At 73.6% G+C, this 22,855-nt stretch carries 18 protein-coding genes; 12 read left to right on the forward strand and 6 right to left on the reverse strand.

Features of this window, described 5'->3' with window-relative positions; all coding sequences use genetic code 11:
- Positions 1-18: 18 nt before the first annotated feature.
- Entirely contained in the window at positions 19-2,193 is a 2,175-nt protein-coding gene (locus ABEA77_RS05520; protein WP_345641952.1) for a 3-hydroxyacyl-CoA dehydrogenase NAD-binding domain-containing protein, read from the forward strand.
- A gap of 42 nt (positions 2,194-2,235) precedes the next feature.
- Here the strand turns inward: ABEA77_RS05520 and ABEA77_RS05525 are convergent, their stop codons facing one another.
- Together ABEA77_RS05525 and ABEA77_RS05530 are read right to left on the reverse strand one after the other, a co-directional pair.
- Positions 2,236-3,045 (reverse strand): MerR family transcriptional regulator, encoded by an 810-nt coding sequence (locus tag ABEA77_RS05525; protein ID WP_345641955.1) that lies wholly within the window; start codon positions 3,043-3,045, stop codon positions 2,236-2,238.
- Between the two features lie 117 nt (positions 3,046-3,162).
- Entirely contained in the window at positions 3,163-4,269 is a 1,107-nt protein-coding gene (locus ABEA77_RS05530; protein WP_345641958.1) for a LacI family DNA-binding transcriptional regulator, read from the reverse strand.
- Between the two features lie 144 nt (positions 4,270-4,413).
- Between ABEA77_RS05530 and ABEA77_RS05535 the strand changes: the two genes are divergently transcribed.
- On the forward strand, positions 4,414-6,051 hold the full coding sequence (locus tag ABEA77_RS05535) for an ABC-F family ATP-binding cassette domain-containing protein (RefSeq protein WP_345641961.1): 1,638 nt from the start codon (positions 4,414-4,416) through the stop codon (positions 6,049-6,051).
- 404 nt (positions 6,052-6,455) lie between these two features.
- Here ABEA77_RS05535 and ABEA77_RS05540 read toward each other — a convergent pair whose 3' ends face one another.
- Positions 6,456-8,840, reverse strand: a complete 2,385-nt coding sequence (locus ABEA77_RS05540) for a Tex family protein (protein ID WP_345641964.1) — start codon at positions 8,838-8,840, stop codon at positions 6,456-6,458.
- 451 nt (positions 8,841-9,291) lie between these two features.
- On the opposite strand from ABEA77_RS05540, the gene ABEA77_RS05545 reads away from it, so the two are divergent.
- On the forward strand, positions 9,292-9,765 hold the full coding sequence (locus ABEA77_RS05545) for an ATP-binding protein (protein WP_345641966.1): 474 nt from the start codon (positions 9,292-9,294) through the stop codon (positions 9,763-9,765).
- Here ABEA77_RS05545 and idi read toward each other — a convergent pair.
- From idi to galE, 3 genes are all read right to left on the reverse strand, one after another.
- Positions 9,731-10,324, reverse strand: a complete 594-nt coding sequence (idi, locus tag ABEA77_RS05550) for an isopentenyl-diphosphate Delta-isomerase (RefSeq protein ID WP_345641969.1) — start codon at positions 10,322-10,324, stop codon at positions 9,731-9,733. The genes ABEA77_RS05545 and idi overlap by 35 nt on opposite strands.
- A gap of 177 nt (positions 10,325-10,501) precedes the next feature.
- Positions 10,502-11,440 (reverse strand): cation diffusion facilitator family transporter, encoded by a 939-nt coding sequence (locus tag ABEA77_RS05555; protein ID WP_345641971.1) that lies wholly within the window; start codon positions 11,438-11,440, stop codon positions 10,502-10,504.
- Between the two features lie 141 nt (positions 11,441-11,581).
- The gene (gene galE, locus ABEA77_RS05560; protein ID WP_345641973.1) at positions 11,582-12,562 is read right to left on the reverse strand and encodes a UDP-glucose 4-epimerase GalE; all 981 of its coding nucleotides are present in this window, start codon (positions 12,560-12,562) and stop codon (positions 11,582-11,584) included.
- Between the two features lie 299 nt (positions 12,563-12,861).
- On the opposite strand from galE, the gene ABEA77_RS05565 reads away from it, so the two are divergent.
- From ABEA77_RS05565 to hpnE, 9 genes are all read left to right on the forward strand, one after another.
- Positions 12,862-14,736 (forward strand): DUF5941 domain-containing protein, encoded by a 1,875-nt coding sequence (locus tag ABEA77_RS05565; RefSeq protein WP_345642183.1) that lies wholly within the window; start codon positions 12,862-12,864, stop codon positions 14,734-14,736.
- Entirely contained in the window at positions 14,733-15,479 is a 747-nt protein-coding gene (locus tag ABEA77_RS05570) for a phosphocholine cytidylyltransferase family protein (RefSeq protein WP_345641976.1), read from the forward strand. Before ABEA77_RS05565 ends, ABEA77_RS05570 begins: the two co-directional genes overlap by 4 nt.
- Positions 15,467-16,528, forward strand: a complete 1,062-nt coding sequence (locus tag ABEA77_RS05575; RefSeq protein WP_345641979.1) for an iron-containing alcohol dehydrogenase family protein — start codon at positions 15,467-15,469, stop codon at positions 16,526-16,528. Before ABEA77_RS05570 ends, ABEA77_RS05575 begins: the two co-directional genes overlap by 13 nt.
- A complete protein-coding gene (locus ABEA77_RS05580; RefSeq protein WP_345641982.1) occupies positions 16,506-17,300 on the forward strand; it encodes a CDP-alcohol phosphatidyltransferase family protein in 795 nt (264 codons plus the stop codon). Before ABEA77_RS05575 ends, ABEA77_RS05580 begins: the two co-directional genes overlap by 23 nt.
- Before the next feature lie 54 nt (positions 17,301-17,354).
- On the forward strand, positions 17,355-18,275 hold the full coding sequence (locus ABEA77_RS05585) for an ABC transporter permease (RefSeq protein WP_345641984.1): 921 nt from the start codon (positions 17,355-17,357) through the stop codon (positions 18,273-18,275).
- 1 nt (position 18,276) lies between these two features.
- Positions 18,277-19,068, forward strand: a complete 792-nt coding sequence (locus ABEA77_RS05590; protein ID WP_425588206.1) for an ABC transporter ATP-binding protein — start codon at positions 18,277-18,279, stop codon at positions 19,066-19,068.
- Between the two features lie 394 nt (positions 19,069-19,462).
- Positions 19,463-20,380, forward strand: coding sequence for a squalene synthase HpnC (gene hpnC, locus ABEA77_RS05595; protein WP_345641988.1), 918 nt, complete (start codon positions 19,463-19,465; stop codon positions 20,378-20,380).
- Positions 20,377-21,324 (forward strand): presqualene diphosphate synthase HpnD, encoded by a 948-nt coding sequence (hpnD, locus tag ABEA77_RS05600; RefSeq protein ID WP_345641990.1) that lies wholly within the window; start codon positions 20,377-20,379, stop codon positions 21,322-21,324. Before hpnC ends, hpnD begins: the two co-directional genes overlap by 4 nt.
- A gap of 100 nt (positions 21,325-21,424) precedes the next feature.
- On the forward strand, positions 21,425-22,810 hold the full coding sequence (gene hpnE / locus ABEA77_RS05605; RefSeq protein WP_345641993.1) for a hydroxysqualene dehydroxylase HpnE: 1,386 nt from the start codon (positions 21,425-21,427) through the stop codon (positions 22,808-22,810).
- Positions 22,811-22,855 lie beyond the last annotated feature (45 nt).

Here is a 22,855-nt window from a genome sequence, read left to right on the forward strand (position 1 = left end):
TCGCGACGGAGCCGCAACATGAGCGAGTCCACCACCATCCGCTGGGAGCAGGACGGCACCGGCGTCGTCACTCTCGTACTCGACGACCCCGGCCAGTCCGCCAACACCATGAACGACGCCTTCCGCGCGTCGCTCACCGCCGTCGCCGACCGCCTCGAAGCCGAACGCGGCACCGTGCGCGGCGTCATCGTCACCTCGGCCAAGAAGACCTTCTTCGCCGGCGGCGACCTGCGTGAACTCATCCGGCTGCGGCCCGAGGACGCCGAGCAGGCCCTCGCGCGCGGCATGGCCGTCAAACGCGACCTGCGCCGCATCGAGACCCTCGGCAAACCCGTCGTCGCGGCGCTGGGCGGCGCCGCGCTCGGCGGCGGCTACGAGATCGCGCTCGCCTGCCACCACCGCGTGGCCCTCGACGCGCCAGGGTCGCGCATCGGCCTGCCCGAAGTCACCCTCGGCCTGCTGCCGGGCGGCGGCGGTGTCGTCAGGACCGTACGGCTCCTCGGCATCGCGGACGCGCTGCTCAAGATCCTCCTCAAGGGCACCCGCCACACCCCGCGCCGCGCCCTCGACGCCGGGCTCGTCCACGAGGTCGCCGACACGCCCGAGGCGATGCTCGCGAGCGCCCGCGCCTACATCGACGCGCACCCCGAGTCGCACCAGCCCTGGGACCTCCCCGGCTACCGGATCCCCGGCGGCACCCCCGCCGACCCGCGCTTCGCCGCGACCCTCCCGGCCTTCCCCGCGACCCTCAGGAAGCAGACCGCGGGCGCCCCGCTGCCCGCGCCCCGCGCCATACTCGCCGCCGCCGTAGAGAGCTCCCAGGTCGACATCGAGACCGCCTTCGCGATCGAGGCGCGCTACTTCGTGGAACTGGCCACGGGGCAGACCGCGAAGAACATGATCCAGGGCTTCTTCTTCGACCTCCAGACCGTCAACTCCGGCGCCGGGCGGCCCCCGGGCGTGCCCCGGCACACCGTGCGCCGGATCGCCGTCCTGGGCGCGGGGACGATGGGCGCGGGCATCGCGTACGCCTGCGCCCGCGCCGGCATCGCCGTCGTGCTCAAGGACGTCACCCGCGAGGCCGCCGAGCGCGGCAGGGCGCACTGCGCGGCGCTCCTCGACCGGGCCGTCGGGCGCGGCCGGACCACCCCGGAGGAGCGCGACGCCGTCCTCGCCAGGATCACCCCCACCGAGCACCCCGCCGACCTCGCCGGGTGCGACGCCGTGATCGAGGCGGTCTTCGAGGACACCGCGCTCAAGCACACGGTGTTCCAGGAGGCACAGAAGGCCGTCGCCCCCGACGCGCTGCTCTGCTCCAACACCTCCACGCTGCCGGTCACCGCGCTCGCCGAGGGCGTCGACCGCCCCGCCGACTTCCTCGGGCTGCACTTCTTCTCGCCCGTCGACAGGATGCCGCTCGTCGAGATCGTCAGGGGCCGCCGCACCGGCGACGAAGCGCTCGCCCGCGCCTACGACCTGGTGCGGCAGATCCGCAAGACACCGATCGCGGTCAACGACTCGCGGGGCTTCTTCACCTCGCGCGTCATCGGGCAGTTCCTCAACGAGGGCGTCGCGATGGTCGGCGAGGGCATCGAGCCCGCCTCCGTGGAACAGGCCGCGGCGCAGGCCGGGTACCCCGCCAAGGTGCTCGCCCTGATGGACGAGCTGACGCTCACCCTGCCGAGGAGGATCCGCGCCGAGGCCCGGCGCGCGGCCGAGGAGGCGGGCGGCACCTGGCACCCGCACCCGGCGGACGCCGTCGTGGACCGGATGGTCGACGAGTTCGGCAGGGCGGGGCGCTCCGCGGGCGGCGGCTTCTACACGTACGGGGAGGACGGCGCCCGCACCGGCCTGTGGCCGGGACTGCGGGAGCACTTCACCCGGCCCGGCACCGCCATCCCCTTCGAGGACATGCGCGAGCGGATGCTGTTCGCCGAGGCACTCGACACCGTCCGCTGCCTCGACGAGGGCGTCCTCACCTCGGTCGCCGACGCCAATGTCGGCTCCCTGCTCGGCATCGGCTTCCCCGCGTGGACCGGCGGCGCCCTCCAGTACGCCAACGGCTACCCCGGCGGCCTGCCCGGCTTCACGGCCCGCGCCCGCGAACTCGCGGCCCGCTACGGCGACCGCTTCGCGCCGCCCGCCTCCCTCGCCGCCCGCGCGGCGGAAGGCCGCCCGTACACCGACGCCTGAGCCCTGCGACCCCGGCCCGGGAGCCGCCCCGGACGCGGCCCCTCACGGCGTCGGCGGCTGCTTCCCGGCGCGCGGGTCCGCCGCCAGGTCGCGCAGCTCCGCGCGCAGCGAGCGCTGGAACGCCGTCACCAGGGCCTGCACCACCACGGGCTGGAGCGGCGCGGACAGCGAGCGCAGCGCCGCCTCCCGGTCGCCGGTGTCCTCGCCGCGCTCCTCGTACGGGCCCCACACCTCGTCGCGGAACAGCCGGCCGAGTTCGTGCGCGGCCGCCCGGGTGTGCTCGGCGAGCACCGCGCGCGCCGCCAGGATCGTCTCCTCCGTGATCGGCACGTCGAGCAGTTCCACGCCGAGGCGCAGCATCGCCGCGTCCACCAGGAACGCGCCGTCAGCGCCATGACCGCTGTCAGCACTGTCAGCACTGTCAGTAGGTGTCAGCGCGCCCATCGCAGTGAGACGCTCCACGTCCTCGTCGGCGAGCGCCCGCCCCGCCCGCCGCTCCAGCTCGCCGCGCGTCGCCCGCTCCGCCGTGCCGGGCGCCCAGGACGCGACGAGGGCCCGGTGGATGGCGAGGTCGTGGGCGCTCAGGCCGGCCGGCAGCCCGGAGACGTACCGCTCGATGCCCGCGAGCGTCATGCCCTGGGCCCGCAACTCCTCGATGAGGGCGAGCCGCGACAGGTGCGCGGGCCCGTACCTGCCCACCCTGCGCGGCCCGAGGCGCGGCGGCGGCAGCAGTCCGCGCGTGCCGTAGAACCGTACGGTCCGCACACTGACGCCGGCCCGCCGCGCCAGTTCGTCCACGGTGTACGTCCGCGGGCCGCCGTCCTCGCCCGCCCCGGCGTCCCGGCCCGCCATCGCCCCGCCTCCCGCCGTACGACCGCACCCGCCCCGCCCGGGGCCCGCCCCTGCCCCGGCAGTATCACCGCGGGGCCGCACGCCGGGAAAGCCCCGGGGCACCGGCGCGCCCCGCGGTCAGGCCGTGGCCCGCCGCACCAGCGTCGTCCGCATGATCACCGAGTCGCTGTCGGGCGCCGCCGCCAGCGGGGCCACCCCGTCCTGCCCGGCCGGGGCCGCCGCCTCGTCGAGGCCGTGCAGCAGCAGGCGTGCCATCAGCCGGCCCTGGCCCTCCACGTCCTGGCGCACCGTCGTCAGCGGCGGGTCCGTGGACGCGGCCACCGAGTCCATGTCGTCGAACCCCACGAGCGCCACGTCCCGGGGCACCCGGCGGCCGCTCTCCTTGAGCACCCGCAGCGCGCCCGATGCCATCAGGTCGTTCGCGGCGAACACCGCGTCCAGGTCGGGCCTGCGCGCGAGCAGTTCCGCCATCGCCAGGGCCCCGCTCTCCGGCGTGAACGCGCCCTGCGCGACCAGCGTCTCGTCGTAGTCGGCCCCGAGCACGTCGCGGTACCCGTCGAGCCGGTCGGTGCCCGAGGTCTGGTCGAGCGGCCCCGCGATGTGCGCGATGCGGCCACGGCCCAGGTCGCGCAGCAGCCGCACCGCGACCCGCGCGCCGTCCCTGTTGTCCGCGTCCACGTACGGCACCGCCTGCCGGTCGGGCGCGGCCGTCCACACGGGCCGGCCGCCGTACACCGTCGGGATGCCGGCGCGCCGGGTGATCGCGGGGATCGGGTCCTCGGTGTGCAGCGAGAACGCCAGCGCGCCGTCGACGTGGCCGCCCGCCAGATAGCGCGACACCCGCTCGAAGTCGCCGCTGCCCTCCACGAGCATCAGCACCAGCTGGGTGTCGTGCGCCGTGAGCTCCTTGCTGATGCCGCGGATCTGCCGGAAGAAGAAGGGGTCGGAGAAGATGCGCACCTCGGGCTCGGGGATGATCACCGCCACCGCGCCGGTGCGCCGCGTGACCAGGGTGCGCGCCGCGTGGTTCGGCACGTAGCCCAGCTCCTCCACGGCGCGGTGCACCTTGTCCGCCAGCGACTGCCGCACACCCGTGCTGCCGTTGACCACCCGCGAGACCGTGGCGCGCGAGACACCGGCGCGCGCCGCGACGGCCTCGAGCGTCGGGCGGGGCCCTGCCGGCGGTCTCGACCCGGCGGGTGCCTGCGGGGGCGTGTCGGGCACGGTGCGCTCCTCGTCTCGGGGTGCGCCACAGCCTAGTTCCTGCGGCGCCCATGATCGGCCCGCGTGACGCGGCCCCCGCAGCCCCCGCGCACCGCGAAACCCGGCTGCCGCGCGCCGCCGGCCCCCGTTAGGATCGGCGGCCTGATGACTGCCACGCTCGTAGCCAAAGCCCTCGCCGCAGGCCACGGCGCCCGCTCCCTGTTCTCGGGGCTCGACCTCGTCGTCGCGCCCGGCGACGTGATCGGGCTCGTCGGCGCCAACGGCGCGGGCAAGTCGACCCTGCTCCGGCTGCTCGCCGGGCTCGACACACCCGAGGAGGGCACCCTGTCGCTCTCCCCGCCCACGGCGGCGGTCGGCCACCTCCCGCAGGAGCCCGAACGCCGGCCGGGCGAGAGCGTACGGGAGTTCCTCGCCCGCCGCACCGGTGTCGCCGAGGCGCAGGCCGCCCTGGACACGGCGACGGCGGCGCTGGTCGACGCCGTGCCCGGCGCCGACGACGCGTACGCGTCCGGCCTGGAGCGCTGGCTCGCCCTCGGCGGCGCCGACCTGGACGAACGGGCCGAGGAGACCGCCGCGTCGCTCGGCCTCACCGTGGGGCTCGACCAGCCGATGGCCACGCTCTCCGGCGGGCAGGCGGCCCGCGCCTCGCTCGCCTCCCTGCTGCTCTCCCGCTACGACGTCTTCCTGCTCGACGAGCCGACCAACGACCTCGACCTCGACGGCCTCGAACGCCTTGAGCAGTTCGTGCGCGGCCTGCGCGCCGGCACCGTCGTCGTCAGCCACGACCGAGAGTTCCTCGCCCGCACCGCCACCGGGATCCTCGAACTCGACCTGGCGCAGCACAGGACCGCCCTGTACGGCGGCGGCTACGAGGCGTATCTGGAGGAGCGCGAGCGGGCGCGCAGACACGCGCGCGAGGAGTACGAGGAGTACGCGGACCGCAGGTCGGCGCTGGAGAGCCGCGCCCACACCCAGCGCTCCTGGATGGAGAAGGGCGTCAAGAACGCCCGCAGGAAGGCCCCGGACAACGACAAGATCGGCCGCAAGTTCCGCACCGAGGCCACCGAGAAGCAGGCCGCGAAGGCACGCCAGACGGAGCGGCTGATCGAGCGCCTCGACGCGGTGGAGGAGCCGCGCAAGGAGTGGCAGCTGCGGATGGAGATCGCCGCCGCCGACCGCTCTGGCGCCGTCGTCGCGACGCTGGGCGGCGCGGTGGTGCGGCGCGGTGCCTTCGCGCTCGGACCCGTGACGCTCCAGATCGACCGCACCGACCGAATCGCCATCACCGGGCCCAACGGCTCGGGCAAGACCACTCTGCTCGGCGCGCTGCTCGGGCGGTTGCCGCTCGACGCGGGCACCGCGTCCCTCGGCTCCGGCGTGGTGGTCGGCGAAGTCGACCAGACGCGGCGCCTGTTCCTCGGTACGGACACCCTGCTCGACGGCTTCCGCGTCGCGGTGCCCGACGCCGAACCCGCCGAACTGCGCACCTTGCTCGCTAAGTTCGGCCTCAAGGCGGACCACCTGACGCGGCCCGCCACGACCCTGTCGCCGGGTGAGCGCACCCGCGCCGCGCTCGCACTCCTCCAGGGCAGGGGCGTCAACCTGCTGGTCCTCGACGAGCCCACCAACCACCTCGACCTGCCGGCCATCGAGCAGCTGGAGTCCGCGCTCGGCTCCTACGACGGCACACTCCTGCTGGTCACCCACGACCGGCGCATGCTCGGCGCCGTGCGCACCACGCGCAGGCTCGACGTGTTTGAGGGCCGCGTCACGGAGCGTTGACCCGCATCCGCGACGCGGCCCTGCCCTCGTCCCGCCCGGAGCGAGGGGAGGTGCCACCGCCGGTGCCGCCTCACCGGTGACATGACCGAACATCACCGGCCCGTGGGCCCGGCGGCGCGGACGGCCACGGGACGCGGCCCGCGCGCCGAGAGGGCGCCGGGAACCCACCGCACACCGGCCCGCCGGACCACACCGCTCCCACCTGCCCACCGCACCGCGGGTCAGGGCGGTCACACCGGCACACCGGAGGCACGGGTGCCTCCGCGTCGTGTCCCACTGCCGTCACGGCAACGCGGCTACCCGGCCGCCGCGCCCCCACGCGCGCCACGGCCCGATCGCTCACCCTTCCTTCACACCACACGGCCGCGACCCGGCGCCGCGGACCCGCGCCCGACGCCGCGCCGTCAGCGCTCCTTGCCGAGGAGGCCCGCCTTGCGGAGCGCGTCGGCCATCGCGCTGTTGGCGGGCGCGGGCGCCTGGCGGCGCTGGCCACCACCACCCACGCTGCCGCGCCGGTCGCGCCCGCCGCTCTGCCGCTGCTGCGGAGCCCGCCCGCCGGCGCCGCCGCCCCCCGGGCGCTCGTGGCCGCCGTCGGCGCGGCCCGCCGCGGCCCCGGCCTCGTCGTCGAGCCGCAGGGTCAGCGAGATCCGCTTGCGCGGGATGTCCACGTCGAGCACCTTCACCCGGACCACGTCGCCCGGCTTCACCACGTCGCGCGGGTCCTTCACGAAGGTCCGCGACATCGCCGAGACGTGCACGAGCCCGTCCTGGTGGACGCCGATGTCCACGAAGGCGCCGAAGGCGGCCACGTTCGTCACCACGCCCTCAAGGACCATCTCGGGGGAGAGGTCGCCGATCTTCTCCACGCCCTCCTTGAAGGTGGCGGTCCTGAACGCGGGCCGCGGGTCGCGCCCCGGCTTCTCCAGCTCCCGCAGGATGTCCGTGACCGTGGGCAGGCCCACCGACTCGCCCACGAAGTCACCGGGCCGCAGCGAGCGCAGCACCGAGGTGTTGCCGATGAGCGCGGCGACCTCGGTGCCCGCGGCCTTCACCATCCTCCGCACCACGGGGTACGACTCCGGGTGCACGCTGGACGCGTCCAGCGGATCCTCGCCGTCGCGGATGCGCAGGAACCCCGCACACTGCTCGTACGCCTTGGGACCGAGCCGCGGCACGTCCTTGAGCGCCCTGCGCGAGGTGAACGGGCCGTTGGCGTCCCGGTGGGCGACGATGTTCTCCGCGAGGCCCGAGGTGACGCCAGAGACCCGGGAGAGCAGTGGCGCCGACGCGGTGTTGACGTCCACGCCGACGCCGTTCACACAGTCCTCGACCACCGCGTCGAGCGAGCGGGACAGCTTCACCTCGGAGAGGTCGTGCTGGTACTGGCCCACGCCGATCGACTTCGGGTCGATCTTCACCAACTCGGCCAGCGGGTCCTGCAGCCTGCGCGCGATGGACACCGCGCCGCGCAGTGACACGTCCATGCCGGGCAGCTCCTGCGAGGCGAAGGCGGACGCCGAGTACACCGAGGCGCCGGCCTCCGACACCATCACCTTGGTGAGTTTCAGCTCCGGGTGCCTGGCGCACAGTTCCGCGGCGAGCTTGTCGGTCTCGCGGGACGCCGTCCCGTTGCCGATCGCGATCAGCTCGACCGCGTGCTCCTTCGCGAGCCGCGCCAGCGTGTCGAGCGCCGCGTCCCACTTGTTGGCGGGCACGTGCGGGTAGACCGTGTCCGTCGCGACGACCTTGCCGGTGGCGTCGACGACGGCCACCTTCACACCCGTGCGGAAGCCGGGGTCGAGGCCCAGCGTGGCCCGCGTCCCCGCGGGGGCGGCCAGCAGCAGGTCCCGCAGGTTCGCCGCGAAGACCCGCACCGCCTCGTCCTCGGCGGCCGTGCGCAGCCGCAGCCGAAGGTCGATGCCGAGGCGGACGAGGATCCGGGTGCGCCAGGCCCACCGCACCGTGTCGGCGAGCCACTTGTCCGCGGGCCTGCCGCGGTCCGCCACGCCGAAGCGGCGCGCGATCATGTTCTCGTACGTGCTGGGTCCCGGCACCTCCGACGGCTCCTCGGGCTCCAGGGTGAGGTCGAGGACCTCCTCCTTCTCGCCGCGGAACATCGCGAGCACCCGGTGCGAGGGCAACTGGGTGAACGGCTCGGAGAAGTCGAAGTAGTCGGCGAACTTGGCGCCCGCCTCCTCCTTGCCCTCCCGCACCTTCGCGGCCAGCCTGCCGCGCTCCCACATGCGCTCGCGTACCTCGCCGATCAGGTCGGCGTCCTCCGAGAACCGCTCGGTGAGGACGGCCCGCGCGCCTTCCAGGGCGGCGGCGGTGTCGGCGACGCCCCTGGCGTCGTCCACGAACGCGGCCGCCGCCGCTGCCGGTTCCACCGACGGGTCGGCGAGCAGCCGCTCCGCCAGTGGTTCGAGCCCCGCCTCCCGCGCGATCTGCGCCTTGGTGCGCCGCTTGGGCTTGAAGGGCAGATAGATGTCCTCAAGGCGCGCCTTGGTGTCCGCCGACCGGATTCGCGCCTCCAGGGCCTCGTCCAGCTTGCCCTGCTCGCGCACGGACTCCAGCACGGCCGCGCGGCGCTCCTCCAGCTCCCGCAGATAGCGCAGCCGCTCCTCCAGGGTCCGCAGCTGCGCGTCGTCGAGCATCTCGGTCGCTTCCTTGCGGTAGCGCGCGATGAACGGGACGGTCGACCCGCCGTCGAGCAGCTTCACGGCCGCCTCGACCTGCCGCTCCCGTACGCCGAGCTCCTCGGCGATCCTGCCTTCGATGGACGTCGTCACTGTCACGCTCCGCTTGAGGGTCCGTTACGCGCTCTGCATTGTGGCAGGTGGCTCGGACAGGGAAGGGCACGACCGGTAGGTCTGTCACCGTCCGTGCACGGTGTCCGCACCCGGCCCGCCGGGGGCAGACCGCGGGCTTTCCGGCAGGTCAGGGCCGAACGGGCCCGCGCGACACGGAAGATGGCCGGGGCGTGGCGGGGCGGCAGGACCGCCGTGGCGCTGCCGGTGGAGTATGCCGGAAGCCCGTGCCGATTCCGTACACCGTGCAGGTGGCCGGTTCCGTACAGGCGGCGCGCACAACCGGTCTTCTCTGCCCCCTTTTCGCGCGGTTCCGGTCGTGAACAGCCGATAGCCGCTGACTTGTGTTCAGTGCGCCACGACGCGTCGCCCCGCGCCAACACTCGGTGACGCGAGTGGACAACGGGGAACGAGACGAGGGTGGGTGCCGCAGATGGAGAGCCGCGGGAGTGTTCCGGTCCGGCCACTGCCGTACGAGGGGGTGTGGCGCTTCAGCGCCCCTGCCGTGGACGCGTCCGTGCCGCGGGCGCGGCACGCCGTCCGCGACCTCCTGGTGCGCCAGGCAGTGCCGGCCGACGAGGACCTGGTGCAGCGGGTGCTGCTGATCGTCTCCGAGCTGGTGACCAACGCCGTGCGCCACGCCGCGGTCCTCTCACCCGAGGTCGGCGTGGAGCTCTCCGTCGACGCGGGCTGGATCAGGGTCTCGGTGGAGGACGACCACCCCTACCGGCCGAAGCCGCTGGCGCGCGACCAGACCCAGACGGGCGGGCGCGGACTGCTGCTGGTGCAGGAGCTCTCCCGGGAGGCCGGCGGTGCCTGCGACGTCGAGCACACCGCCGGCGGCGGGAAGGTGGTCTGGGCGGCGCTGCCGCTCACCAGCCGGACTGCGCCCCCGTCAGCTCCCTGACCGCCGGGCGCGCCGCGTCGAGCACGGTCATGAACCACGCGGAGAACGGGTCGTCCGCGCAGCGCTTCTCCAGCTCGGCCGCCGACACGAACGCGCACTCCGCGATCTCCCCGGGATCCGGCGCAGGCGTCGCCTGCACGAGTCCGACGAAGAGGTGGTTGAACTCCTGCTCCACGAGGCCCGACGCCGGGTCCGGGTGGTTGTAGCGCACGGTGCCCGCCTCCGCCATCAGCGAGGGCGACACGCCGAGTTCCTCGAACGTGCGGCGGGCGGCGGCGGCGAACGGCGCCTCGCCGGGATACGGGTGGCCGCAGCAGGTGTTCGACCACACGCCGGGGGAGTGGTACTTGGCGAGCGCCCTGCGCTGGATCAGCAGCCGGCCCTGCTCGTCGAAGAGGAAGACGGAGAACGCCCGGTGCAGCTGTCCTGGCGCCTGGTGCGCGGCGAGCTTCTCCGCGGTCCCGATCGTCCTGCCCTGCTCGTCGACGAGCTCCAGCATGATCGTTTCCTGTGCGTCCGCCTGCGCGCTGTCCGCCGTGGTGGCTGGTGTCGTCGGCATAACCGTCCTTCGCTCCGGGCTTCGGCCCCCAAGTCTGCCGCACGAGGCCCTCGTGTCGGCACTTCGGGGGCGCGATCATGATCCGTTCCCACGATTGCCGCCGCGGACACCACCGAGGGCCCTGGCCCCCGCGGCGCGCAGCGCGTGCACCCGGCGCGCGCCCGCGCCCGCGCGCCGTCAGTGGCAGACCCTGGCCTCGTGCTCCGCGTGGCCGCCCGGCTCCAGCTGGAAGGTGCAGTGCTCCACGTCGAAGTGGTGGCCGAGGCAGCCCTGGAGCTCGTGCAGGATCTTCTCGTGGCCCACCGCGTCGAGCGCGTCCTGGTCCACCACCACGTGCGCGGAGAGCACCGGCATCCCCGACGTGATCGTCCAGGCGTGCAGGTCGTGCACGTCCACCACGCCGGGCATGGCGAGCATGTGGGCGCGCACCTCCGCCATGTCGACGCCCTTCGGCGCCGCCTCGAGCAGCACTTCCAGCGTCTCCCGCAGCAGTTTCACCGCGCGCGGCACGATCAGCAGCCCGATCACCAGCGACGCGACCGGGTCCGCGAGCTGCCAGCCGGTGGCCAGGATGACCCCCGCGGAGACAAGCACTGTGAAGGATCCCAGCGTGTCCGCGAGCACCTCGAGGTACGCGCCGCGCACGTTGAGGCTCTCCCGCTGCCCGCGCATCAGCAGCGACAGCGAGACCGCGTTGGCCACCAGGCCGATCAGCGCGAACACGATGGTCAGGCCGCCCCGGGTGTCCGGCGGGGCGAGGAAGCGGTCGACCGCCTCGTACAGCAGGAACGCGCCGACCCCGAGCAGCAGCAGGCAGTTGGCGAGCGCGGCCAGGATCTCCGCGCGCGCGTAACCGTACGTACGGCTCGCGTCGGCGGGCCGGGCCGCGAAATGGATCGCGAGCAGGCCCATGCCGAGCCCCAGCGCGTCCGTCGCCATGTGCCCGGCGTCCGCGATCAGCGCGAGCGACCCGGAGAGCACGCCACCGGCGATCTCCACCGCCGTCACGGCCAGGGTGATGGCGAGCGCGACCCGCAGCCGGCTGCGGTACCCCGCGGTGACCGTTTCGCCGGGCGGCGGTCCGTGGCTGTGCCCGTGCTCGTGCCCTGCCCCCATGGGCCACCTCCCCGACGCCGCGGCGCTCTGCCGACGACGTCAGTGAACTACGCTCCCGCGACCCTCGGCAACACGACGCTGAACACCGTTGTCATCTCACCTGACCTGCGGAAATGCCCGCAGGTCAGCGCCGGGGAAAGGTCACAGAGCCAGTGCCCGCGGGTGCTGGAGCCGCCAGCCCTCCCACGCGGATTCCACCATTTCGCGTACGCCCCGCGAGGCCGTCCAGCCGAGTTCCGAGGCGATCAGGTCCACCGACGCCACGGAAGCCGGCGCGTCGCCCGGACGCCGCCCCTCCACCACCGGCTCCGCCGTGTCCCCGGTCACCTCGGCCACGACCCGGGCCAGCTCGCGCACCGACACGCCCTCGCCCCGCCCGATGTTCACGGTCAGGTCCCCGGGGCCCCGGCCCGCCAGCGACCGGGCGACCGCCAGATGGGCGTCGGCCAGGTCCGCCACATGGATGTAGTCGCGTACGCACGTGCCGTCCGGCGTCGGGTAGTCGTCCCCGAAGATCCGCGGCGCCTCGCCACGGGTGATCCGGTCGAAGAACATCGGGATGATGTTGAAGACGCCGGTGTCGGCGAGCGCGGGGGCCGCCGCGCCCGCCACGTTGAAGTAGCGCAGACAGGCGGTGGCCAGGCCGTGTGCCCGGCCCGCCGCCCGCACGAGCCACTCGCCCGCGACCTTCGTCTCGCCGTACGGGCTGATCGGGGCCGTGGCCGTGTCCTCGGCGATCCGCGCCGTGTCCGGGGTGCCGTACACCGCGGCCGACGACGAGAACAGGAAGGACCGCACGCCCCCCGCCACCACCGCGTCGAGCAGCGTGGCGAGGGCCGCGACGTTGTCCCGGTAGTACGCGAGAGGCCGCTCGACCGACTCGCCGACCTGCTTCTTCGCGGCGAGGTGCACCACCCCCGTCACGGCGTGCTCCGCCAGCACCCGGTCCACGAGGCCCCGGTCCGCGATCGAGCCGCGCACCAGCGGGACCTCGCCGGGCAGCCGCTCCGCCACCCCGGTCGACAGGTCGTCGAGTACCACGGCCCGCTCGCCCGCCGCCGTCATGGACCGCACCACGTGCGCCCCGATGTAGCCGGCCCCGCCCGTAATCAGCCACGTCATGGCCTCACTGTAGAGGCCGGCGCCCGGCCCGCCCCCGCGTCCCCCGCCGACCGGCACGCGCCCGCACGCCGCCCCTGGCCCGCGGCCCGGCGGGAACCGGCGGGCAGACCCGGGCGTCCGAGGCGTAAACGGTCGGTGAAATCGGTCTTCAGTTCATCCGATAGCCTCTGCCGACGTGCCCGCGGGCGGCCTCCGCCGCCGCCCGGCCGCACGCTCCTGCCGGCGTGCCGCCGCGGCCCCGGTCCGGGCAAGCGGCCGTCCGCGCGCCCCGACCTGCCAGTGCCAAGGAGTGAGTTCGTCTGTCGACCGCCATCCTCACAGGTGCCCAGGTGCCCGGATCGCCGCTCGACGGCCATCTGCGCTCGCTGGGCTTCGACGTACGCTGCGCGCGCGACGGCGCCGACGCCGCCCGCCTGCTCGCCGACGTGCCGGCCGGTGAGCGGGTCGCCCTGGTCGACCCCCGCTTCGTCGGCCACCTGCACGCCCTGCGCCTCGCCCTGACCGACCCGCGCTTCCCGCTCTCCGCGACCACGGGAGCCGTCACCGCCAAGCCGGAGGCGCGCGGGTCCCTCGCCCGCGCGCTCCGCGAGGCACACGGGGGCGGGGCCGCGGGCGGGCACGGGCCCGGCGGCGGCACCGGACTTGCCGCGGCCCCGCGCACCGGCGCGCTCGCCGACCGGGTCGCCGCCGCGCTGGAGGCCGGCGGGGAGGCCCCGCACCGCGCGGAGCTCGGCTCGCTCGTCGCGGCCGTGCCCGAGGACGACGCGTCCCGCGCCGAGGCGTCCCGCGCCGTGGCAGCCGTGGACGACGAGGCCGTGCGGCTGCGGTCGGCGGTGAAGGCCCGCGACGGCTTCTTCACCACGTTCTTCGTGTCCACCTATTCGCGCTACATCGCCCGCTGGTGCGCCCGCCGCGGCCTCACGCCCAACCAGGTCACCACGGCCTCCCTGGCCACCGCCGTGATCGCCGCCGCCTGCGCGGCCACAGGCACCCGCGGCGGCTACATCGCCGCCGGCATCCTGCTGTACTGCTCGTTCGTCCTCGACTGCACGGACGGCCAGCTCGCGCGCTACTCGCTCCAGTACTCGACGCTCGGGGCCTGGCTCGACGCGACCTTCGACCGCGCCAAGGAGTACGCGTACTACGCGGGCCTCGCCCTCGGCGCGGCCCGCGGCGGGGACGACGTATGGGCGCTCGCGCTCGGCGCGATGGTGCTGCAGACCTGCCGGCACGTAGTGGACTTCGCCTTCAACGAGGCCCACGCGGAGAGCGCCCCCGCGGCCTCCGCGGCGGGGCCCGTCGCGGGCACCCCGACCTCCGCGCTCTCCACCCGCCTCGACAGCGTCGGCTGGACGGTGTGGGCACGGCGCATGATCGTCCTGCCGATCGGTGAGCGCTGGGCCCTGATCGCGGTGCTCACCGCGGCCACCACCCCCCGCATCACCTTCGTGGTGCTGCTCGTCGGCTGCGCCTTCGCCGCCTGCTACACCACGGCCGGCCGGGTGCTGCGCTCCGTGCTGCGCAGGTCCGTGCGGACCGAGCGGGCCACCCGCGCCCTCGCGGACCTCGCCGACTCGGGACCGCTCGCGCGGGCCGTCGCCGCCGCGGCAGGCCGCCCGGTGCGGCGGCTGCCGTCCCTCTTCCCCTTCGCCGTCGCACTGGTGGGCGGCGCGGTGCTCGCTGCCACCGCCGCGTACGCCCGCGTCGACGGCCCCTGGCCCGTCCTGGCAGCCCTGCTGTACGTCGTCACCTCGGGCCTCGCCGTCGCCAGGCCGCTGACCGGGCCGCTCGACTGGCTGGTCGCACCCGTCTTCCGGGCCGCCGAGTACGGCACGGTGCTGCTGCTCGCCGCCCGCAGCGGGGTGAACGGCGCGTTGCCCGCGGCTTTCGGGCTGGTGGCGGCCGTCGCCTACCATCACTACGACACGACCTACCGCATCCGCGGCGGCACGGGCGCGCCCCCCCGCGCGCTGGTGCTGGCCCTCGGCGGCCACGAGACCAGAACGCTCGTGGCCGTCGTGCTCGCCGCGGTCCTGGTGGCCCGCGGCGCCGACTTCGCCACGGCCCTGACGGTCCTCGCGGTGGCCGTCGCCCTGGTGGCGCTGTTCGAGTCCATCCGCTTCTGGGTGTCCTCCTCGGCCCCCGCCGTACACGACGAAGGAGAAACGGCATGATCGGCCTGGTCCTGGCAGCCGGTGCGGGACGGCGTCTGCGCCCCTACACCGACACCCTCCCCAAGGCCCTCGTGCCCGTCGACCCCGCGGGGGAGGGCACCACCACGGTGCTCGACATCGCGCTCGGCAACTTCGCCGCGGTCGGCCTCACCGAGGCGGCCGTCGTCGTCGGCTACCGCAAGGAGGCCGTGTACGCGCGGAGGGCGGAGCTTGAGGACCGCTACGGGCTGCGCATCACCCTCGTCGACAACGACAGGGCCGAGGAGTGGAACAACGCGTACTCCCTGTGGTGCGCCCGGGACGTGCTCGCCGAGGGCGTCATCCTCGCCAACGGCGACACCGTCCACCCCGTCTCGGTCGAGCAGGACCTGCTCAAGGCGCGCGGCGGGGGCCGCCGCGTCATCCTCGCCCTCGACACGGTCAAGACCCTCGCGGACGAGGAGATGAAGGTCGTCTGCGACGGCTCGGCCGTGCGCCGCATCACCAAGCTGATGGACCCGGCCGACGCGACGGGCGAGTACATCGGTGTCACGCTGATCGAGCCCGAGGCCGCCGCCGACCTCGCCGACGCGCTGAAGGCCACCTACGAGCGGGACCCGCAGCTGTACTACGAGGACGGGTACCAGGAGCTGGTGAACCGCGGGTTCACCGTCGACACCGCGCCGATCGGCGACGTGCCGTGGGTGGAGATCGACAACCACGACGACCTCGCGAAGGGCCGGGCGATCGCGTGCCAGTACTGACCCGGCTCATCCCCTCGCCGCTCGTCGTCGACATCAGCCGCGGCGCCCTCGACGGCCTCGCGGCCCTCCTCGCCGACCAGCGCATCTCCACGTCCGGCCGGCTGGCCTTCGCCATAAGCGGCGGCTCGGGCCAGGCGCTGCGGGCGCGCCTCGAACCGGGGCTGCCCGGCGCCGACTGGTACGAGGTTGCCGACGGCACCATCGACTCGGCCGTCCGGCTCGCCGACGGCATCAAGGGCACCCGTTACGACGCCGTGGTGGGGCTCGGCGGCGGCAAGATCATCGACGTGACCAAGTACGCGGCGGCCCGGGTCGGCCTGCCCATGGTCTCCGTCGCGACCAACCTGTCGCACGACGGCCTCTGCTCGCCCGTCGCGACCCTCGACAACGACAACGGCCGCGGCTCGTACGGCGTGCCGACGCCCATCGCCGTCGTGATCGACCTCGACGTGATCCGCGCGGCCCCGGTCCGCTTCGTGCGCTCCGGTATCGGCGACGCCGTCTCCAACCTGTCCTCGCTCGCCGACTGGGAGCTGTCGCACGCCGTCAACGGCGAACCCGTCGACGGGCTCGCCGCCGCCATGGCACGGCAGGCGGGCGAGGCGGTGCTGCGCCACCCCGGCGGCGTGGGGGACGACGACTTCCTGACCGTGCTCGCCGAGTCGCTCGTACTGACCGGCATCGCGATGTCCATCAGCGGCGACACCCGGCCCTCCTCGGGCGCCTGCCACGAGATCAGCCACGCCTTCGACCTGCTCTACCCGAAGCGCTGCGCGCTCCACGGCGAGCAGGTCGGGCTCGGCGCGTCCTTCGCGATGCACCTGCGCGGCGCGCGCGAGGAGGCACAGCTGTTCGCGCGTGTCCTGCGCCGCCACGGGCTGCCGGTGCTGCCCGACGAGATCGGCTTCACCACCGACGAGTTCGTGGCGGCCGTCGCGTACGCGCCGCAGACCCGGCCGGGGCGGTTCACCGTCCTCGAACACCTCGATTTGTCCACCGACCAGATCAGGGACGCCTACGCCGACCATGCCAAGACCATCCGCGGCTGAGCTGCGCCCGGTCGTCCACCCCGCCGGGGTGAAGGACCGGCGCAGCGGCGAACACTGGGCCGGACGGCTGTACATGCGGGAGATCTCACTCAGGATCGACCCGTATCTGGTGAACACCCGGATCTCGCCCAACCAGCTCACGTACCTCATGGTGGTCGCGGGCGTGCTCGGCGGCGCCGTGCTGCTGCTGCCCGGCCTCCCGGGCGCGGTGCTCGCCGCGCTGCTGTTCCAGCTCTACCTGCTGCTCGACTGCGTCGACGGCGAGGTGGCCCGCTGGCGCGGCCAGACCTCCGTGACCGGGGTGTACCTGGACCGGACCGGCCACTACCTGTGCGAGGCCGCGCTGCTCACCGGGTTCGGGCTGCGGGCAGCCGACGTCTTCCACCGGCAGGGCCCGCACCCCGGCTGGCTGTGGGCGTTCCTCGGCACCCTGGCCGCGCTCGGCGCGATCCTCATCAAGGCCGAGACCGACCTGGTGGACGTGGCGCGGCAGCGCAGCGGCCTGCCCGCGGTCGCGGACGAGGCGTCCGCGCCGCGCTCGTCGGGGCTCGCGCTGGTCCGCCGCGCAGCCGCGGCGCTCAGGTTCCACCGGCTGGTGGGCGGGATCGAGGCGAGCCTGTTCATCCTGCTCGCGGCGGTCCTCGACGCGTGCGTCCCGGCGGGCAGCGGCCTCTTCTTCACCCGGCTGGGTGTCGCGGTGCTCGCCGCCGTCGCGGTGGCGCAGACGCTGCTGCACCTGGTGTCCATCCTGGCGTCGAGCAGGCTCCGCTAGCCCCGCGCCCGGCCCGTCCCGTACGCGGTCCCGCACACGAAGGTTCTGTGACCCTTGACGAAGACAGCACGCGACGGCGGCACGGGCCCGCCGTCCGACCGCACACCGGACCCCCTCGCGGAGCTTGCGGCGCGCCACGGCCTCTCGGTGAGCGGCGCGCGCCCGCCGCTGCCGGAGTACGTACGGCAGCTGTGGGGGCGGCGCCACTTCATCGTCGCGTTCAGCAGTGCCAGGCTGACCGCCCAGTACAGCCGGGCGAAGCTGGGGCAGATCTGGCAGCTGGCCACTCCGCTGCTCAACGCCTGCGTCTACTACCTCATCTTCGGGCTGATCCTGGGGACGCGTCGGGGCATCCCGCACGACGTCTTCGTGCCGTTCCTGGTCACGGGTGTGTTCATCTTCCAGTTCACCCAGAGCTCGGTCACGGCGGGTGTCCGGGCCATCTCGGGCAACCTGGGCCTGGTGCGGGCGCTGCACTTCCCGCGCGCGGCGCTGCCCGTGTCGGTCGCGATCCAGCAGCTCCAGCAACTGCTGTTCTCGATGGTCATCCTGGTCGTCGCGGCCGTCGCCTTCGGCAGCTACCCGTCGCCGCGCTGGCTGCTCGCGGTGCCCGCGCTCGCGCTCCAGTTCGTCTTCAACGTCGGCCTGACGATGGTGATGGCGAGGCTCGGCAGCAAGACCCCCGACTTCGCCCAGCTGATGCCGTTCGTGATGCGCACCTGGATGTACGCGTCGGGCGTCATGTTCTCCATCCCTGTCATGCTGGAGGGCAGGCCCCAGTGGATCAAAGCGGCGTTGCAGCACAATCCGCTCGCCCTCTACATGGACCTGGTGCGCTACGCGCTGATCCGGGGCTACGGTGCACACAACCTGCCCGCGCACGTCTGGCTGTGGGGGCTCGGGTGGGCGGTGCTCCTGGGCACCGCCGGATTCATCTACTTCTGGAAGGCTGAGGAGCAGTACGGCCGTGGCTGACATCTCTCTCGACAAGCCGGGCGCGGACGAACGCGTCCCGACGGTGATCGCCGACGACGTGCACATCGTGTACCGGGTCAACGGCGGCGGCCGCGGCAAGGGCAGCGCCACGGCGGCGCTCAGCCGGATCATCCGCAAGGACAAGGGCGAGTCGCGCGGCGTGCGCAGGGTGCACGCGGTGCGCGGCGTGACGTTCACCGCGTACCGGGGCGAGGCGATCGGCCTGATCGGTTCGAACGGCTCGGGCAAGTCGACGCTGCTGCGGGCCATCGCGGGCCTGCTGCCGCCGGAGCGCGGCAAGGTCTACACGGACGGCCAGCCCTCGCTGCTCGGTGTCAACGCCGCCCTGATGAACGACCTGACCGGCGAGCGCAACGTCATCCTCGGCGGCCTGGCCATGGGCATGTCGCGGGAGGAGATCAGAGCGCGGTACCAGGAGATCGTCGACTTTTCCGGCATCAACGAGAAGGGCGACTTCATCACGCTTCCGATGCGTACGTACTCCTCCGGTATGGCGGCCAGGTTGCGCTTCTCCATCGCAGCCGCCAAGAACCACGACGTGCTCATGATCGACGAGGCGCTCGCCACCGGTGACCGCAAGTTCCAGGTCCGCTCCGAGGAACGCATCAGGGAACTGCGGAAGGAAGCCGGCACGGTGTTCCTCGTCAGCCACAGCAACAAGTCCATCAGGGACACCTGCGACCGGGTGCTGTGGCTGGAGAAGGGCGAGCTGCTGATGGACGGGCCCACCGAAGAGGTGCTGCGCGCCTACGAGAAGGAGACCGGCAAGTAGCACGCGGGACCGGTGGCGTTCTCGGCCCCCGTGGGAGGCGTCCCGCGGGGGCCTTCGCACGTCGCCGGGACCGGAAAGTGTCAAGGGCGGGTCAAGTCGCCGCAGCAGGGGAAGCGTTGCCGCGGATCGCAGCGTTCTTGTAATGCGCGCAACACCCCGGACGAGACCCTTCCCGTTGTACAACGTAAGCTGAGCTGGTTCTGAATTCACGGCAAGTGGGGTGATTCCCCCCTGAGTACCCCACGTGCCGGGGTGGTGATTGCTCGGGAGGGCGGGCGGCGTGTCCGAAATGGGATGTATTCGGTTGGCAGTGTAGAACGGGAGATATGACGGAAATGACGGAAAATCTCCGGATCTGCGAGGATTACTCCGTCCCCGTATTGGGAACTCCGCAGTGACGGGTCAGGACGGGAGCGCGGACGCACCGGCTCGCGACACACTGGACAAGGCGACGGACGAGAACTTCCCCGTAGCCCCGTTTTTCCTGCCCCGCGACTGGCGCGACGACCTCATGGCCGTGTACGGCTTCTCCCGGCTCGTCGACGACATCGGCGACGGCGACCTCGCCCCCGGCGGGGCCGACGCCCGCGAGCTCGGTGTGGACCCGGAACGCGTCGGCGACCGCGTCGCCCTGCTCGACGCCTTCGAGGCCGACCTGCGGCGCGTCTTCGAGCCCGAGGGCCCCGAGCCCGGCCACCATCTGCTGCGCGCCCTCGCCCCCACCGTCCACCGCCGCGCGCTGCCGCCCGAGCCCTTCCTCGGGCTGATCGGCGCCAACCGGCAGGACCAACTGGTGCGCAGGTACGAGACCTACGACGACCTGCTCGCCTACTGCGAGCTCTCGGCCAACCCGGTCGGCCGCCTGGTCCTCGGCATCACCGGTACCGAGACCCCCGAGCGCGTCCGCCGCTCCGACGCCATCTGCACCGCGCTCCAGATCGTCGAGCACCTCCAGGACGTGGCGGAGGACCTCGCACGGGACCGGATCTACCTGCCCGCGGAGGACATGAAGCGCTTCCGCGTCTGCGAGGCCGACCTCGCCGCACCCACCGCGAACGCCTCCGTACGCACGCTCATCGCGTTCGAGGCGGAGCGCGCGGGGGACCTGCTCGCGCAGGGCACAGCTCTTGTCGGTAGCGTCCACGGCAGACTCCGGCTCCTGCTCGCCGGATTCGTGGCAGGTGGGCGCGCCGCCCTCGCGTCGATCGCGGCCGCCGGGCACGATGTGCTTTCCGGACCGCCCAAGCCCACCAGGCCACGGTTGCTGCGCGAGGTGGGAGCTGTCTTGCGAAGTGCGCACAGAGAGGGGTGAGCCGGAACGTGGAGAAACAGACACCCGTGTCCGCGCCGGTACAGGCGGCCTACCGCTACTGCGAGGCCGTGACCGGGGCGCAGGCCAGGAACTTCGCCTACGGCATCAGACTGCTGCCCGCCGCGAAACGCCAGGCCATGTCGGCCCTGTACGCGCTCTCGCGCCGGGTCGACGACATCGGCGACGGGACGCTGGACACCGAGACCAAGGAAGCCCGCCTCGAGGAGACCCGTGTCCTCCTCGACCGGGTGCGCAAGGGGGCCGTGGAGGAGGACGACACCGACCCCGTCGCGGTCGCCCTCTGTGACACGGCACGGCGCTTCCCCGTCCCGATCGACGCGCTCGACGAACTCATCGACGGCGTCCTGATGGACGTGCGCGGCGAGACGTACGAGACCTGGGACGAACTGCGCGTCTACTGCCGTTGTGTGGCAGGCGCCATCGGGCGCCTCTCGCTCGGTGTGTTCGGCGGCGGCCCCGCCGCCACCTCGGAGCGCGCCTTCGGATACGCCGACACGCTGGGCCTCGCCCTGCAGCTCACGAACATCCTGCGGGACGTGCGCGAGGACGCGGGCAACGGACGCACCTACCTGCCGGCCGACGACCTCGCCAAGTTCGGCTGCTCCGCCGGTTTCCACAGCGCCACCCCGCCCGCGGGCTCCGACTTCGCCGGGCTCGTCCACTTCGAGGTGCGCAGGGCGCGCCGTCTCTTCGCCGAGGGCTACCAGCTCCTCCCGCTCCTCGACCGGCGCAGCGGCGCGTGCGTCGCCGCGATGGCCGGCATCTACCGGCGGCTGCTCGACCGCATCGAGCGCGACCCGGAGGCGGTGCTGAGGGGGCGGGTGTCACTCCCGGGGCGCGAGAAGGCGTATGTTGCCGTGCGCGGGCTGTCGGGTCTCGACGCCCGCCACATCTCACGACGGACCTCCAGGGGGCGCGGCTGATGCGGCAGACCGCCGATGGCTCGCACCTGCCTGCCCGGCGCCCGGCGACCCCGACGCACCCCGCCGCGTCCCGGATCGTGACCTCACGGGGGGAGCGCACATGACGGGGGCCGGCGATCCGGGACAAGCCCGGGCCGTGGTGGTGGGCGGGGGGCTCGCGGGAGTCACCGCGGCCCTCCGCCTCGCCGACGCGGGACTGGCCGTCACCCTGGTGGAGGGCCGCCCGCGCCTGGGCGGCCTCGCCTTCTCGTTCACCCGCGGCGACCTGACCGTCGACAACGGCCAGCATGTGTACCTGCGTTGCTGTACCGCGTACCGGTGGTTCCTCGACCGTGTCGAGGGCACGGCGCTCGCCCCCCTCCAGGACCGGCTCGACGTCCCCGTCCTCGACGTCGCGGGCGACAGGCCCCGCCTCGGCCGGATCCGCCGCAACGCCCTGCCCGTGCCGCTGCACCTGGCCGCCGGTCTCGCGCGCTATCCCCACCTCTCGCTCGCCGAGCGGGCGTCGGTGGGCCGAGCCGCCCTCGCGCTGAGGAACCTCGACCTCGAGGACCCCGCCCTCGACGAGGTCGACTTCGCCACCTGGCTGCACCGCCACGGCCAGTCCCCGCGCACGGTCGAGGCGCTCTGGGACCTCGTCGGCGTGGCCACGCTCAACGCCACCGCGGAGCAGAGCTCACTCGCCCTCGCCGCCAAGGTCTTCACAACGGGACTGCTGACCGAGCCGGGCGCCGCCGACATCGGCTGGGCGCGCGTCCCCCTCGGTGAACTCCACGACACCCTCGCCGCCAAGGCACTCGCCGCGGCGGGCGTCCGCACCGAACTGCGCACCAGGGTCTCGGACATCAGCCGCCGCCCCGAAGGCGGTTGGCGCGTCGCACTCGACGGGGAGAGCGTCGAGGCCGAGACCGTCGTGCTCGCCGTAGCACAGCGCGAGGCCCACGCACTGCTGCCCGACGGCGCGCTCGCGGACCCGGGACGCCTGCTCGCCATCGGCACCGCGCCGATCCTCAACGTCCATGTGGTGTACGACCGTAAGGTCCTGCGCCGCCCGTTCTTCGCCGCGCTCGGCTCCCCCGTGCAGTGGGTCTTCGACCGCACCGGGACGTCCGGCCTCACGGACGGCCAGTACCTGGCGCTGTCCCAGTCCGCAGCGCAGGACGACATCGAACTCCCCGTGGCGCGCCTGCGGGAGCGCTACCTCCCCGAACTCGAACGGCTGCTGCCCGCCGCCCGCGGCGCCGGGGTACGGGACTTCTTCGTCACCCGGGAGCGCACCGCGACCTTCGCGCCCGCACCGGGTGTGGGGCGGCTGCGCCCCGCGGCACGCACCGACGCGCCGGGCCTCTTCCTGGCCGGTTCGTGGACCGCGACCGGATGGCCCGCGACGATGGAGGGCGCCGTCCGCAGCGGACTGAACGCCGCGGGCGCCGCCCTGACCGAGCTAGGCCGCCCCCACGGACACCCCCTGGGGGAGGCGGCGTGAGCGCGGGAACCGCACCTACGAGTACTGGAACAAGAGGAGAGACCG

Origin of the sequence: Streptomyces tremellae (genome assembly GCF_039540215.1) — a bacterium.
In the GTDB taxonomy this organism is placed as follows: Bacteria; Actinomycetota; Actinomycetes; order Streptomycetales; family Streptomycetaceae; genus Streptomyces; species Streptomyces tremellae.

What these genes read in the sequence shown, in the direction of transcription:
- idi (WP_345641969.1), bottom strand. Translation starts at nt 10,324, where the DNA reads ATGCCGACGACACCAGCCACCACGGCGGACAGCGCGCAGGCGGACGCA.
- ABEA77_RS05555 (WP_345641971.1), bottom strand. Translation starts at nt 11,440, where the DNA reads ATGGGGGCAGGGCACGAGCACGGGCACAGCCACGGACCGCCGCCCGGC.
- ABEA77_RS05580 (WP_345641982.1), top strand. Translation starts at nt 16,506, where the DNA reads ATGCCAAGACCATCCGCGGCTGAGCTGCGCCCGGTCGTCCACCCCGCC.
- ABEA77_RS05535 (WP_345641961.1), top strand. Translation starts at nt 4,414, where the DNA reads ATGACTGCCACGCTCGTAGCCAAAGCCCTCGCCGCAGGCCACGGCGCC.
- ABEA77_RS05525 (WP_345641955.1), bottom strand. Translation starts at nt 3,045, where the DNA reads ATGGCGGGCCGGGACGCCGGGGCGGGCGAGGACGGCGGCCCGCGGACG.
- galE (WP_345641973.1), bottom strand. Translation starts at nt 12,562, where the DNA reads ATGACGTGGCTGATTACGGGCGGGGCCGGCTACATCGGGGCGCACGTG.
- ABEA77_RS05545 (WP_345641966.1), top strand. Translation starts at nt 9,292, where the DNA reads ATGGAGAGCCGCGGGAGTGTTCCGGTCCGGCCACTGCCGTACGAGGGG.
- ABEA77_RS05570 (WP_345641976.1), top strand. Translation starts at nt 14,733, where the DNA reads ATGATCGGCCTGGTCCTGGCAGCCGGTGCGGGACGGCGTCTGCGCCCC.
- hpnE (WP_345641993.1), top strand. Translation starts at nt 21,425, where the DNA reads ATGACGGGGGCCGGCGATCCGGGACAAGCCCGGGCCGTGGTGGTGGGC.
- ABEA77_RS05520 (WP_345641952.1), top strand. Translation starts at nt 19, where the DNA reads ATGAGCGAGTCCACCACCATCCGCTGGGAGCAGGACGGCACCGGCGTC.